Source organism: Luteimonas sp. YGD11-2 (assembly GCF_004118975.1).
Taxonomy (GTDB): Bacteria; Pseudomonadota; Gammaproteobacteria; order Xanthomonadales; family Xanthomonadaceae; genus Luteimonas; species Luteimonas muca.
Genome location: NZ_CP035376.1, coordinates 2234909 through 2248960 on the forward strand (window position 1 = coordinate 2234909; position 14052 = coordinate 2248960).

Sequence of the window (14052 nt, forward strand, 5' to 3'; positions counted from 1 at the left end):
GCATCACCTCCAGTGCTGCGCTCACGGTTCGAACAGCGCGATCGATTCCACGTGCGCGGTGTGCGGGAACATGTCCATCACCCCCGCGGCGCGCAGCTTCCAGCCGCGCTCGTTGACCAGGTAGCCGGCATCGCGCGCCAGCGAGCCGGGATGGCAGCTGACGTAGACGATGCGCTTGAGCCCCTTGAGCGACAGCTGCCTGAGCACCGCATCGGCGCCCGAGCGCGGCGGATCCAGCAGCAGCCGGTCGAAGCCCTGCCGCGCCCACGGTTTGCCATCGAGCGGCTGGGTCAGGTCGGCGGCATGGAACTCGGCGTTGCCAAGCGCGTTGAGCGCGGCGTTCTCGCGCGCACGTGCCACCAGCCCGGCATCGCCCTCCACGCCCACCACCTGCGCGCTGCCGCGCGCCAGCGGCAGGGTGAAGTTGCCCAGCCCGCAGAACAGGTCGAGCACGCGCTCGCCGGGCTGCGCATCGAGCAGTTCGATGGCGCACGCGATCATCTTCTCGTTGAGGCCCCTGTTGACCTGGATGAAGTCGAGCGGGCGGAACTTAAGCGTCACGTCCCACTGCGGCAGGCGGAACGCCAGTGGCGGATCCTGCGGCCACAGCGCATGCACCGAATCGATGCCACCCGGCTGCAGGAAGATCGCGAACCCGTGCTCCTGCGCGAATGCGAGCAGGCGCCCGCGGTCGTCGTCCGAGAGCGGCGCGAGGTGGCGGAACACCAGCGCGACGGTGTCGTCGCCGGCGATGAACTCGATCTGCGGAATCTCGCGGCGCGCGTCCATCGAATCGACCAGCGCCGACAGCGCCTCGACGCGCTCGCCGATCGCCGGGATCGCGGTGTAGCAGATCGACAGGTCGGCGACGAAACGTGGATCGAGCTCGCGGAAGCCGACCACGGTCTTGCCCTTCTTCTCCACCCGGCGCACCGAGAACCGGCCCTTGCGGCGGTAGCCCCACTGGCGGTCGGTCAGTGGCGGCAGCACCTCGTCCGGGGTCACATGGCCGATGCGGGTGAAGTTGTCGAGCAGTACGCGCTGCTTGGCGACGATCTGCTTGGATTCATCCAGGTGCTGCAGCACGCAGCCGCTGCACACGCCGAAATGCGGACAGCGCGGCTCGACGCGATCCGGCGAGGCGCGCTCGACCTCCAGCGTGACCGCCTCGTCGAAGCTGCGCGAGCGTGCGGTCTGGCGCACGACGACGCGCTCACCGGGCAGTGCGCCGGTGACGAACACGGTCTTGCCGCCCTCGCGGCGGGCAACGCCGCGGCCGTCATGGCTGAGGTCGAGGATGTCGAGCGGGAACGGGGTCTGGTCGAGTCGGGCCACGTGGCGGAGCGGTAGCTGCGGAAGCCGTCCATTGTCGCAGAGATCGTCCATGGCCCCTGCACAGGTGGGGCGCCCCCGGCGGTGGCGATGCTCCGGCCTGCGGGCATCGCGCCAGCGCGCCCCCACGCCACACACTGGGGCTTCAGCCGCGATGTGCAGTCGGCCCGGTCAGCGACGGGTCGCGCGCGGGCTCTGCGCAGCGGGCTCAGCCGTTACTTCTGGCGCCAGCTGCCGCCTGCGTCCTGGTACCACCAGCCGCCCTTGGCGCGCTGCACCCACTGCTCGGCGAACACCTGGCGGATGCGCGGCTCCCAGTCGGGCTGGCCGTTGGCCACCGCGATCTCGCGGTAGACCGCGCGCGCATCGCGGTTCTGCTCGGCGACCGCCTGGTTGACCTGCGCCCGCTGTGCCATCGGAATGCTGCCGGCATCGCGCACCGAGACTTCGCCATTGCTGGTGAAGCCCAGCGCGCCGGAATCGAAATGCGCAGACAACGTGCCGCGGAAACGCTCGGCCATGCGCGAGCGGATCGCCTCGATCGCCGGTGTGCGGATGGTGATGTCCGGGCTCTGCGCGTGCGCGGTGGAGATGCCCAGCAGCATCAGCGGGTGGAAGCTGCCGCCACGTGCCATGCCGCCCGGGGGCGTGGTGCTCGCGGGTGCCGCCTCGCGGCCGATCACGTCGTCGACGAATTCGCGCGCGGCCTCGCGGGCCTCGGCGGCGGGGAAATACACGTTGATGGTGACGCAGGCGGTCAGCACCAGCGCGGTGGCGAACATGGCGAACCAGCGGATCATGGACGTCTCCTGACAGGAAAGGGCGGCGGTCACTCCACCACCGGTGCGACATCGCCACCGACCGCCGCCGCGACGCGCTCCACCAGGGTGGGCCAGTCGACGTTGCGGTTGTGGCCGACGACATCCAGCCGCGGCAGGCCGGAGCCCTCGACGATAGTAAAGGTGTTGCCCGCTGAACGCAGTCCGCCCATCTCGCAGACCTCGTTGCGCAGGCGGCAGCTGATGCCGATGCGGCGATAGCGGAAGTCGTCGAACAGGCCGATGAGCTGCGCCTGCAGCGAACCCGCGAACGACGCATCGCCGACGCTGGAGATGTCCTGCACCGCACGCTGGCTGATGCGCTGGCGTACGCCACGGCGCCGCTCGGTGTGCAGCTCGCCATCGAATGCGGCGAGCTGCCAGTCCACCAGCCGCAGGCCATCGAAGCGGCCATGCAGGCGGCCGTCGATCTGGCCGATGTCGAACACCCCGGTGAGCATGGTGAGGTCGAGGTCCTCCAGCTCGATGTCGGCCGACAGCGAGGGCGCCACCCCGAACGGCCGCTCCAGCGCCAGCGAGCCGAAGCGCACCTCGCCGTCGAACACGTGCATCGCCAGCCCGCCGTCGAAGTCCAGTCGCTGGTCGGCATAGCGCATGCGCGGAATTTCGCCGCTCAGGGTGCCGGCGAACGCCGGCCAGCCGAACGCCGAAGCCAGTTCGTCCAGGCGCAACGCCTCGACCGCGAGCCCCGACTCGATCCGCATGCCCTGCCCCTGCGCCGGCAGCAGCAACGACAGGTCGGAAAACCGCAGCTGGCCGTCGAGCATCCCGACGGCCACGTCCCCGCGCAGGTCCAGGCGTCCGGCGACGCTGCGGAACGGCAGCGTCGCAGGCCCGAATTCCACCGCCTGCAGGCGCCCACCGCGCCACGACAGCGCGCTGTCCACGGGCGCGCCTTCGGAGATGCGCAGGTCGCCATCCAGCCCGGCGAAGGCGAAGCGGCCGCGACCATCGGCGATGTCGACCCCGCGCAGGCCGGCATCGATACCTGCAAGCGCGCCGTCGACCATCCGCACGTGCGCGTCCACGGTGCCGGCCAGGGTCAGCCCGGGCAGCCCGGCCACGCCCAGCCAGCCCGACAGGTAGCGCGGCGGTAGCAACGATGCATCGTCGCTGTGCAGCCGCAGGTCCATGGCGCGCAGCGAGGCATCCGCACCCAGCGCCACCGCGCCCTCGGCGCGCAGGGCTGCGCCGTCGTCCCAGCGCAGGTGCGTGAACCGCCAGCCCGCATCCGGCTGTTCGCGCACCGCATCCACGGTCAGCGCGATCGGCGCCGACGGCAGTTCGAGATAGGCCGCGCCCAGCAGCAGGTTGGCGCCGCGCAGCGTGCCGCGCAGTGCGAGTGCGTGGGCCGCGCCCGGCTGGCGGTAGTCGACGTCCACGGCCAGGTCGATGCCCTCTCCGGCGAATGCGCCGTCGTCGGAGTCGAAGGCGAGTCCGCGACCGTGCAACGTAGCCCCGATGCGCAATGGCGCCGCGGTGGCGACATGCACGTCGACGCGGCCGTCGAGCGTGCCGCGCCCCGGTTGCAGGGTCGGCGCCGCCTGCTGGATCAGGGCCGTAGCCCATGCCAGCGGCACCCGCGTGAGGTCGATGCGCACGAGGTCGGGAGAGGTGGCGTCGCGATGCAGTGCCAGGGTCGCGGCACCCTGCCTGAGCCCGGCCGACACCACCGATGCATCCAGGGCCACTGCGAGTGCCACCGGAGAACCGTTGCCGGCACGCAACGGGCCGTCGCAGCCCCAGGCCCCGGTCCCGGGCCGCCGCAGCGGGCAGCGCCAGTCGAGGTCGCGGAAAACGTAGCCCAGCGTCGGCGATTCCACGCGTTCGGCCTGCAGGCGCAGCTCGCCGGCCTCCGCCCCTTGCGGCCAGTGCAGCTGCACGCGCACGCCGTGCAGTTGCGCCACCGCGGTCTCCACCCGCTGGATCGTCGCTTCCGCCGTGCGCGCCGCCACGGATGCGGGCAGTGCGCAGCCCGCGGCGACCAGGAGTAGGATGAGGAGGCGACCCATCCAGGAAGGATACCCATGGACCGTAGCGGCCCGAGCACGCCCCGCCTGCTGCTGGTCGAGGACGAACCGGCAAGCCGGCTGTTCCTGCAGGCCGCGGCCGCCGCGCTGCCGGCGCAGGTCGATACCGCCGACCGCCTGTCCGAGGCCTACGCGCTGGCGAAGAACAACGATTACGCCCTGTGGATGGTCGACGCCAACCTGCCCGACGGCGACGGTGGCGCCCTGCTGCGCCGCCTGCGCGAACACGGCCTCGACACACCGGCCATTGCCCACACCGCCGCCTGCGACGACAGCGAACGCCAGCGGCTACTGGCGGACGGCTTCATCGACGTCGCGATCAAGCCGCTCAGCGCTGCCGCGTGGCAGGACGCGATCCGCGCCGCACTGGATGGCCGTGCCGCGCCGGCGGAGGTGGACGCATCGCACGCGCCCGCAGGTGCCGCCCCGGTGTGGGATGACCAGGCCGCCACCCGTGCACTCGGCGGCAACCCCACCCACGTGACCGCCCTGCGCGACCTGTTCCTCGCCGAATTGCCGATGGCCCGCGAGCAGGTGCTGGCCGCGGCGCGCGTGCACGATCACGACCGCCTGCGCGGTGCGCTGCACAAGCTGCGCGCGAGTGCCGGCTTCGTCGGCGCCGCCCGGGTCGATCACGCGGTGCAGGCGCTGCAGGCGATGCCCGATGACGCGGCCGCGTTGCAGGGCTTCGTCGACGCCACCGACCAGACCTTTGCAACGCCACAGACGGTACAGACCGCCTGAGCCCGGCCGGAGCGACCGCCGCCGGCGACCGCCCGCGGCATGCGTCAGTCGCCGGTCGGTGCGGGCCTCGGCGCGGCACCGGCGAGCCGGCCGAGGTCGGCCATCAGCTCCCACGACTTCAGCCCGCGCGATCCCAGGTGGTGGGCGAGCACATCGCGCAGCACGCGGCGCAGCCCTGGCAGGTCTTCGGCATCAGGCGTCCGGTCTGCGGCCAGCGCCAGCAGCGCACGACCGGTCGCGGCGCGGCTGCGCTCGCCGTCGCGCTCGCTGAGCACCCGGCGCGCGCCCTGCTCGGGATCGATCCGGTAGCGCGCCGCCGGGTCGATCGGCGTGCCGTCGCTGGCGCTGTCCCACGCCAGGCCGAAGCCGAGGGCGTCGAGCAGGTCGCGCTCGAAGCGCCGCAGCGTCCAGGCAAGCCCCGGCGCCGCAAGCCGCTGGCGCACCGTCGCATAGAGTTCGAACAGTTCGGCATGCGGATCCTGGCGGGGTGCCAGCCGCAGCATCAGTTCGTTGACGTAGAAGCCGGCCAGTACCGCGTCACCGGTCAGAGATGGCGCGCGGTCGACCGCTTCGGCGCCGGCCAGCGTCGCCAGTTCGCCACGCTGCACGGCATCGAAGCGGATCTGCTGCAGCGGCTGCAGCGCGGCGCGCAGGGCGTGGCGGCGAGGCGATTGCACGCCGCGCGCCAGCAGGCCGAGCCGACCGTGCGACAGGCTCAGCACTTCCACCAGCAGGCTGGTCTCGCGCCAGCGGCGCGCATGCAGGACGAATGCCGGTTCACCGGTGTAGCGCATGGCGCGGGGTCCGGAAGCGCTCGGCGCCGGCGATCAGCGGTCCGGGCGGCCCGGGTCCTCGTAGCCGAACGCACGCAGCGCGGCCTCGTCGTCGGACCAGCCCTCGCGCACGCGCACCCAGGTCTCGAGGAACACCTTGCGGTCGAACAGGCGCTCCATGCCCAGTCGCGCCTTGCCGCCGATCTCCTTCAGCCGCGTGCCGCCCTTGCCGATCACGATGGCCTTCTGGCCTTCGCGCTCGACCCAGATCACCGCGGAAATGCGCGCCATGCCGGCATCGTCGACGAACTGCTCGATCTCGACGGTGGTGGCGTACGGCAGCTCCGCGCCGAGCTGGCGCATCAGCTGCTCACGCAGCAGTTCGGCGGCGAGGAAGCGTTCGCTGCGGTCGGTGATCGCATCCTCCTCGTACAGCGCGGCCTGCTGTGGCAGCAACGGCAGCACCGCCGCCACCAGGCCGTCCAGGCCCTTGCGCTTGAGCGCGGAGACCGGATGCACGCTTGCGAACTCGCGGCCGTCCGACACCCTGGCCAGGTACGGCAGCAGCGACCCCTTGTCCTTGATGCGGTCGACCTGGTTGACCACCAGCAGCACCGGCACGCCACTGCCGTGCAGCAGGTCATAGGCGGCGCTGTCCTCGTCCTCCCAGCGCCCGGCCTCGACCACCAGGAACGCCGCATCCACGCCCTCGACGGCCCCGCGCGCTGCGCGGTTCATCCAGCGGTGCATCGCGGTGGCGCTGGACTTGCCCTGTTCGCGGTGCAGGCCGGGGGTATCGACGAGCGCCAGTTGCCCCCCGGGCAAGGTCGCAACGCCAAGCAGGCGATGACGCGTGGTCTGCGGCCGGTTCGAGACGATGCTGACCTTGGCGCCCACCAGGGCGTTGATCAGGGTGGATTTGCCCACGTTGGGGCGACCGATCACGGCGACATGGCCGGCGCGGTAGGAGGTGTTCTCAGTCATCCGCGCATTGTATGCGTCGCCGCGGCTGCGGCGGGCGAAGATGGCGGTCCGCCCGGCGAGCGCGGGCTGTTCCCGGCACGGGTCCACGCGGAGGCACGCGTCCTGCGTGATCGGCGCTGATCCGCGCGATCCGCAGCAAGAACCCTGGGCTCGCCGTCAGCGCGGCGCTTCGAGCTGCTCGAGGATCGCCGCGGCCGCGGCCTGCTCGGCGGCACGCCGGGAACCGCCCTCGCCCTCGCTGGCCAGCTCCGGCTCGAGGATCCGGCAGGCGACCACGAAGGTGCGCGCGTGTTCGTCGCCGCTCTCGGCCAGCAGCTCGTACTGCGGCAACGCACGCTGTCGGCCCTGCAGCCATTCCTGCAGCCGGGTCTTGGCATCCTTGCCGACCTTGTTGATCTCGAAACCCTCGAGCTCCGGCGCAAGCCAGGCCAGTACCGCGCTGCGGCAGGCGTCGAAGCCGGCATCGAGGTAGATCGCGGCGATCACCGCCTCCAGTGCATCCGAGAGGATGGAGTCGCGGCGATGCCCGCCCGACTTCATCTCACCGGGCCCCAGCATCAGCCGCGGCCCCACGTCGAGCCGCCGGGCGATGCGCGCAAGCGTCGATTCGCGCACCAGCTCGGCGCGCGCGCGGGTGAGCGCGCCTTCGTCGGCACGCGGGAAGCGCTGGTACAGCGCCTCCCCGGCGATCAGGCCGAGCAGCGCGTCGCCGAGGAATTCCAGCCGCTCGTTGTGCGGCGCGCCGGCACTGCGATGGGTCAGCGCCTGCGCGAGCAGGCCCTGGTCGCCGAACCGGTGGCCGAACGGATCACTGCCGGCCATCGCGCACACGCATCGGCATTATTCGCCGGCACCCGAACGGGTCAGCGCCTGCGAGGCATTGAACTTGCCGACCACGTCGAGGTTGCCGACCAGCGGGCGACGGATCTCGTAGTTCACGTCCATCTGCCAGCCGTTGTCGATCCGGCGCAGCTTGACGTGCTCCTTCTTCACGTTCTCCGAGTAGCTGATGTACAGCCGGCGGAAGAACAGGTCCTGGATGCGCGCGGGATCCTGGGTGGCGATGCCGGGCTCCTGCGACAGCCCCTTCATCGCCTGGCGCACGCTGTAGTACTCCGAGTACATCGGGAACAGTTTCATCAGGATGTAGGCGGCGAACCCCACCACCGACAGCACGATGACGAACCCCAGCAGGGTCATCCCCTTCTGCTTCTGCTTCATTGCCCTTCTCCCCGAAAGGTGCATGTCCGGCTGCGATGCTAGCGGCAGGCCGGGCCCTTGGACAGGGCCGGGCCGCGGTGATTCAACGGATGCTGCGGCCGATGCGGTCGAAGCCGACACCGCCGGCGGCACCGTCCCAGTTCATCCAGATCAGGAACGCCTTGCCGCGCAGCTGGCTCTCGGGCAGTTCGCCCCAGAAGCGGCTGTCGTCGCTGCGGTCGCGGTTGTCGCCCATGACGAAGTAGTGTCCCGGCCGCACCGTCCACTCGCCCTCGCCCGGATCACGGAACGGCAGCCCGGTGATCTCGAGAACTTCATGGCTGCGCCCGGGCATCTCCTCGCGCAGCAGCGTGGCGCCGGTCATCTCCTGGCCACGGCCACGACCCTCGTAGGCGCCGCCATCGATGTAGTCGAAGGCTTCGCCGTTCACGTACACGGTGTTGTCGCGGTAGGCGATGGTGTCGCCGGGCAGGCCGATGACGCGCTTGATCCAGTCCTGGTCGGGATGGTGCGGCGGGCGGAACACCACGACGTCGCCGCGCTCGGGCTCGCCGATCTCGATGACCTTGCGGTTGTTGATCGGCAGCCGCAGGCCGTAGGAGAACTTGTTGACCAGGATGAAGTCGCCGATCAGCAGCGTCGGCATCATCGAGCTCGACGGGATGCGGAACGGCTCGGCGATGAAGCTGCGCAGGATCAGCACCGCCGCCAGGATCGGGAAGAAGCTGCGCGCGTAGTCGACGATCACCGGTTCGTCCGACCCGAGCAGGCCACCGCGGCGTGCACGGCCCTTCGCGAAGACCAGGCGGTCGAGCAGCCAGATCAGGCCGCTCAGGAAGGTCAGGCTGACCAGTCCGATTTCAAACCACTTCATTGGCGCTCCTTTGCGGCCGCGCAGTGCGACGGCAGGCGCACGCAGGCGCCGCACACGCGCGCGCTGCGCGTACCGGCGACCGGGCGTGCACCACGGTGATCACGAATCGCGACTGGTATTCAGCACGGCGAGGAAGGCTTCCTGGGGGATCTCGACGCGTCCGACCTGCTTCATGCGCTTCTTGCCTTCCTTCTGCTTTTCCAGGAGCTTCTTCTTGCGCGAGATGTCGCCACCATAGCACTTGGCCAGCACGTTCTTGCGCAGCGCCTTGACCGTGGTGCGGGCGATGATCTGCGAGCCGATCGCGGCCTGGATGGCGACGTCGAACTGCTGCCGCGGGATCAGGTCCTTCATCTTCTCGGTGAGCTCGCGGCCACGACGGTCGGCATGGCTGCGGTGCACGATCACCGACAGCGCATCGACCTTGTCGCCATTGATCAGGATGTCCACGCGCACGAACGGGCCGGCGTCGAAACGCACGAAGCTGTAATCCAGCGAGGCATAGCCGCGGCTGACCGACTTCAGCTTGTCGAAGAAGTCCAGCACCACCTCGGCCATCGGCAGTTCGTAGGCGACCTGCACCTGGCTGCCCATGTAGGTGATGCCGACCTGGCTGCCACGCTTCTCCTCGCACAGGGTGATCACCGCGCCCACGTAGTCCGGCGGGGTGAGGATGTTGGCGCGGATGATCGGCTCGCGGATCTCCTCGATCTGGTTCACCGGCGGCAGCTGTGCCGGATTGTCCAGCGGCATGATCCCGCCGTCCGTCTTGAGGATTTCGTAGATGACCGTGGGCGCGGTGCTGATCAGGTTGAGGTCGTACTCGCGCTCCAGGCGCTCCTGCACGATCTCCATGTGCAGCATGCCGAGGAAGCCGCAGCGGAAGCCGAAGCCCATCGCCTCGGAGCTCTCCGGCTCGAAGCGCAGCGCGGCGTCGTTGAGGCGCAGCTTGTCGAGCGCTTCGCGCAGGTCCGGATAGTCCTCGGCATCCACTGGGAACAGGCCCGCGAACACGCGCGGCTGCATCTCCTGGAAGCCCGGCAGCGGCTCGGAGGCGGGGTCGGCCATCAGCGTCAGGGTGTCGCCGACCGGCGCACCGTGCACGTCCTTGATGCTGGCGTTGATCCAGCCCACCTCGCCCGCACGCAGCGACGGCATTTCCTTGCGCTTCGGCGTGAACACGCCGACCTTGTCGACCTGGTGCCAGCGGCCGGTGGACATCACCTGGATCTTGTCGCCGGCCTTGATCTCGCCCTGCATCACGCGCACCAGCGACACCACGCCGAGGTAGTTGTCGAACCACGAGTCGATGATCAGCGCCTGCAGCTTGTTGCTGCCGCGGTCGGCCGGCGGCGGGATGCGATGCACGATCGCCTCCAGCACCTCTTCCATGTTCAGGCCGGTCTTGGCCGACACCGCCACCGCGTCGCTTGCATCGATGCCGATCACCGCCTCGATCTCGCCCTTGGCGCGGTCGATGTCGGCGGTGGGCAGGTCGATCTTGTTGAGCACCGGCACCACTTCCAGGCCCTGCTCGATGGCGGTGTAGCAGTTGGCCACCGACTGCGCTTCCACGCCCTGCGCGGCATCCACCACGAGCAGCGCGCCTTCGCAGGCGGCCAGCGAACGGCTGACTTCATAGGAGAAGTCGACGTGGCCCGGGGTGTCGATGAAATTGAGGAAGTAGGTCTCGCCGTTGCGCGCCGTGTACGGCACCGAGACCGATTGCGACTTGATGGTGATGCCGCGTTCGCGCTCGATCGGGTTGTTGTCGAGGACCTGCGCTTCCATCTCGCGCGCGGTGAGGCCACCGCACAGCTGGATGATGCGATCGGCGAGCGTCGACTTGCCGTGGTCGACGTGGGCGATGATGGAGAAGTTGCGGATATTCCGCATCGAATGGGTCATGGGGGGTGGCGCGTCGGCGTCAGGGGGCGAAAAACGCGCCATTGTCGCACAGGGCGCACGGTCGCCAGCGCTCCTGGCGATGGCGTCCGCGCAATGCACGTCGCCCCTCGCGGGGCGACGCAGCAGGGACCGCAGGGTTCCGGGAGGCGGGTTATTCCGACTCGGCGCGCGGGGTGACCGCGATGAACTGGCTGCCGCGGGCGTTGCGCACCAGCAGCATCACGGTGTCGCCCGTCCTGGCGTCGCGCAGCGCGCGATCGAGTTCCGCCGGTGAATTGACCTCGTCGCGGCCCACGCGCAGCACGACATCGCCGGGCTGGATGCCGGCACGGCGCGCGGCCACGCCCTCGACGCGACCGATGCGCACGCCCTTGCCGGCCTCCACGCCGAGCTGGCGACGCTCGGCGTCGGCCAGCGGCTGGCCGACCAGGCCCAGCGGGTTCGACGATGCCGACGGCGCGGCGCCCGGTTGCGGCGCGCCACTGCCGGCGCGGCCGGCCACCAGGCTGCGGTCGAGCGGCGCGAGCGTCAGTGTGTAGTCGCGCTCGCGGCCCTCGCGGAACACGGTGAGCTTCACCCGGGTGCCCGGCGCCTTGTTGCCGATCAGCGGCGGCAGCTCGCTGGGCTGGTAGATGCGGGTGCCGTCGACCGCGCGGATCACGTCGCCCGGCTCGATGCCGGCCTTTTCCGCAGGGCTGTCGGGCACCACCTCGTTGACCAGCGCGCCCAGGGTGTCGGGCAGGCCGAAGCCGCGCGCCTGTTCCTGGGTCATCGGGATCGAGTTGAAGAGCACGCCCACCTGGCCGCGTTGTACCGAGCCGGTGTCCTTGATCTGCTCGGCGACGTTCATCGCCATGTCGATCGGGATCGCGAAGCTCACGCCCTGGAAGCCACCGGTGTTGGAGAAGATCTGCGAATTGATGCCGATCACCTCGCCGCGCGTATTGAGCAGCGGACCACCCGAGTTGCCGCGGTTGATCGCCACGTCGGTCTGGATGAACGGCACGTACTGCTGGTTGGCATAGGGATTGGAGCGGCCGGTCGCACTGACGATGCCGGCGGTCACCGACTGCTCGAGCCCGAACGGCGAACCGATCGCCACCGCCCACTGCCCCGGCTTGACCAGGGTGGCGTCGCCGGCGCGCAGCGCGGTCAGGCCGTTGGCATCGATCTTCAGCAGGGCAACGTCGGATTCCTGGTCGCTGCCGACGATCTCCGCCTCGAACTGGCGGCGGTCCTGCAGGCGCACGCTGACAGTCTGTGCATTCTCGACCACGTGGTGGTTGGTGAGCACGTAACCGTCGGCCGAGATCACGAAGCCGGTGCCGGTGGAGGTGCCGCGCGGCATGCCCGGGTCCGCGCCACCGGGCGCACCCGGCAACCGGAAACCCGGGCCGAAGAAGCGCCGGAAGATCTCGGGCAGCATCTCGTCGTCGGGCATCTGCCCACCTGGCTGGTTGCGTGCCGCAGGCGCACCCACCAGCACCTCGATACTGACCACGCCGGGGGCGACCTGCTCCACCAGCCGGGTGAAGTCGGGCAGCCCGGTGACCAGCTGCGGAGCGGCGGGCGCGGACTGTGCGGGCGCGGTGGCCGCGGCCTGCGGTTCGGCGGTGGCGACCGGGAGCACGATGGCGGTGGTGGCTGCGGCGGTCATGGCGACCACGGCAACGATGGGCAGCGCTTTCTTCATCGGGGAAGGATCCTCGACCGGTTTCTGTGTGGGGTGTGCACGCGATGGACATCGCGTGCGGGGGTCATTGGACGCCGGGTGTCGTCGGTGTATCGGCGGTATCGACGGACGCTCCGGCCCCGAGACTGCCGACCGGCATCGGCCAGACCAGCGTCGGACGGGGCCGCGCATCGATCTGCGGCTCGAACGGATGGTAGGTCCGCACCTGCATGGTGTCGGGCCCGTACCCGGCGGCAAACGGATTGCCGACCCCGGCGCGCGGCCATGGGCGGGCGGCCGGTGCGTCCACGGCCACCACGGACTCCACCGCCGCAACCATCGGACGCGACGCTGGCATCGACGGCTCCATCGGCTCCGCGGCCTGCCGGCGTGGCTGCGCGGCCACCGCGACCTGGGTCTGCTGCGAACGCCCGGCGGCTGCCGGCGTGGCCGTGACACCGCTGCCGCGCGCCTGGCGCTCGCTGCGACGCGGCACGTCCACGGCCGCCAGCGCGGCGGCGCTGGCCAGTGCAAGGGTGCTCGCGTCCATGGCCTCGGCCTCCGGCGCCATTCCGGGCACCACCGCCCCGCTGGCCGGTGCGGCGTTGCCCGCGGCGACGCGCGACGGCAGCTCCGTCTCCACTGGCGGCTGCATCTGCCGGCCGACGAACAGCGCCGCCATCGCCACCGATGCCGCAAGCGCCGCGCCGCCGCCCCAGCGCATCAGCCCGGCGCGGCGCGCGACCGGCGCGGCCTGCACGGTCACCGTGTCCTCGGGCAGCCTGGCGCCCGCATTGATCGCCAGCGCGATGCCGGCGGCAAAATCGGCTGGCAGCGGCGCCTCGTGGCGGCCACGCAGCACGTCCCCGCAGACCTGCCAGCGCTCCCAGCAGCCGGCCAGTTCGGCATCGTGCTCGAGTCGGCGCAGCATGAAGCGCGCCTGGTCCGGCGACAGTTCGCCATCCAGCATCGCCGACAGCTGCTGGCGGTGATAGCGGTAGAGCTTGTCGGGATCGGGCTGCAGCTGCAGCGCGTCGCTGTCGTCTGGAAGCATCATCGGATCGCGCGCTCCACGGGTGTGTCATTGTCCATCAGGGGCTTGAGTTCCTGGTCGATCGCCTCGCGGGCCCGGAAGATGCGCGAACGGACGGTACCGATCGGACAGCCCATGCGGGTGGCGATGTCCTCATAGCTCAGGCCGTCGACCTCGCGCAGCGTGATCGCGACCCGGAGCTCCTCGGGCAGTGCTTCGACCGCGCGCATGACCGTTTGTTCCATCTGTTGTCGCATCAGTTCACGTTCGGGGGTGTCGCTGTCGCGCAGGCGGATGCCGGAATCGAACTGTTCGGCGTCGGAGACATCGATGTCATCGGTGGGCGGCCGCCGCCTGTGTGCAACGAGGTGGTTCTTCGCGGTGTTGACGGCGATGCGATGCAGCCAGGTGTAGAACTGCGCATCGCCGCGGAAGTTGCCCATCGCGCGGTAGGCACGGATGAAGGTTTCCTGCGCCACGTCCTGCACTTCGCTCCAGTCGGCGATGTAGCGGCCGATCAGCGCCGCGATGCGGTGCTGGTACTTGCGCACCAGCAGGTCGAACGCAGCGGTGTCGCCGCGCTGCACGCGGCGGACGAGTTCCTGGTCCAGCTGTTCGGTATCGATATCGGCCATCGGCCGG

At 70.3% G+C, this 14052-nt stretch carries 13 protein-coding genes; 1 reads left to right on the top strand and 12 read right to left on the bottom strand.

The annotated features are described in order from the left end of the window. Positions 1-21: 21 nt before the first annotated feature. The 3 genes from rlmD to ERL55_RS10160 all read right to left on the bottom strand — a co-directional run bounded on the left by rlmD (position 22) and on the right by ERL55_RS10160 (position 4183). Entirely contained in the window at positions 22-1386 is a 1365-nt protein-coding gene (gene rlmD, locus ERL55_RS10150) for a 23S rRNA (uracil(1939)-C(5))-methyltransferase RlmD (RefSeq protein WP_129136323.1), read from the bottom strand. A 161-nt stretch (positions 1387-1547) separates the two neighbouring features. Continuing rightward, positions 1548-2132 carry a YdbL family protein gene (locus ERL55_RS10155; protein WP_129136324.1) on the bottom strand — a complete coding sequence of 195 codons (585 nt, stop codon included), beginning with the start codon at positions 2130-2132 and terminating at the stop codon, positions 1548-1550. A 29-nt stretch (positions 2133-2161) separates the two neighbouring features. Further along, the gene (locus tag ERL55_RS10160; protein WP_129136325.1) at positions 2162-4183 is read right to left on the bottom strand and encodes a hypothetical protein; all 2022 of its coding nucleotides are present in this window, start codon (positions 4181-4183) and stop codon (positions 2162-2164) included. Positions 4184-4198: 15 nt separating this feature from the next. Here ERL55_RS10160 and ERL55_RS10165 point away from each other — a divergent pair, with 15 nt between their 5' ends. Next, positions 4199-4945, top strand: coding sequence for a response regulator (locus ERL55_RS10165; protein ID WP_129136326.1), 747 nt, complete (start codon positions 4199-4201; stop codon positions 4943-4945). Positions 4946-4989: 44 nt separating this feature from the next. Here ERL55_RS10165 and recO read toward each other — a convergent pair whose 3' ends face one another. The 9 genes from recO to rpoE form a co-directional block, all read right to left on the bottom strand. Then, positions 4990-5739, bottom strand: a complete 750-nt coding sequence (recO, locus tag ERL55_RS10170) for a DNA repair protein RecO (RefSeq protein WP_129136327.1) — start codon at positions 5737-5739, stop codon at positions 4990-4992. Positions 5740-5772: 33 nt separating this feature from the next. Continuing rightward, a complete protein-coding gene (gene era, locus ERL55_RS10175) occupies positions 5773-6702 on the bottom strand; it encodes a GTPase Era (protein WP_129136328.1) in 930 nt (309 codons plus the stop codon). Between the two features lie 156 nt (positions 6703-6858). Further along, a complete protein-coding gene (gene rnc / locus ERL55_RS10180; RefSeq protein ID WP_129136329.1) occupies positions 6859-7524 on the bottom strand; it encodes a ribonuclease III in 666 nt (221 codons plus the stop codon). Between the two features lie 18 nt (positions 7525-7542). Then, positions 7543-7923, bottom strand: a complete 381-nt coding sequence (locus ERL55_RS10185) for a DUF4845 domain-containing protein (RefSeq protein WP_100322249.1) — start codon at positions 7921-7923, stop codon at positions 7543-7545. Between the two features lie 82 nt (positions 7924-8005). Beyond that, positions 8006-8797 (bottom strand): signal peptidase I, encoded by a 792-nt coding sequence (gene lepB, locus ERL55_RS10190; protein WP_129136330.1) that lies wholly within the window; start codon positions 8795-8797, stop codon positions 8006-8008. Between the two features lie 99 nt (positions 8798-8896). Beyond that, positions 8897-10693, bottom strand: coding sequence for a translation elongation factor 4 (lepA, locus tag ERL55_RS10195; protein ID WP_129137308.1), 1797 nt, complete (start codon positions 10691-10693; stop codon positions 8897-8899). Positions 10694-10856: 163 nt separating this feature from the next. After that, a complete protein-coding gene (locus tag ERL55_RS10200) occupies positions 10857-12398 on the bottom strand; it encodes a Do family serine endopeptidase (protein ID WP_343132713.1) in 1542 nt (513 codons plus the stop codon). Between the two features lie 64 nt (positions 12399-12462). Continuing rightward, a complete protein-coding gene (locus ERL55_RS10205; protein WP_129137309.1) occupies positions 12463-13431 on the bottom strand; it encodes a sigma-E factor negative regulatory protein in 969 nt (322 codons plus the stop codon). Next, positions 13431-14045, bottom strand: coding sequence for an RNA polymerase sigma factor RpoE (gene rpoE / locus ERL55_RS10210; protein ID WP_129136332.1), 615 nt, complete (start codon positions 14043-14045; stop codon positions 13431-13433). Before rpoE ends, ERL55_RS10205 begins: the two co-directional genes overlap by 1 nt. Between the last annotated feature and the right edge of the window lie 7 nt (positions 14046-14052).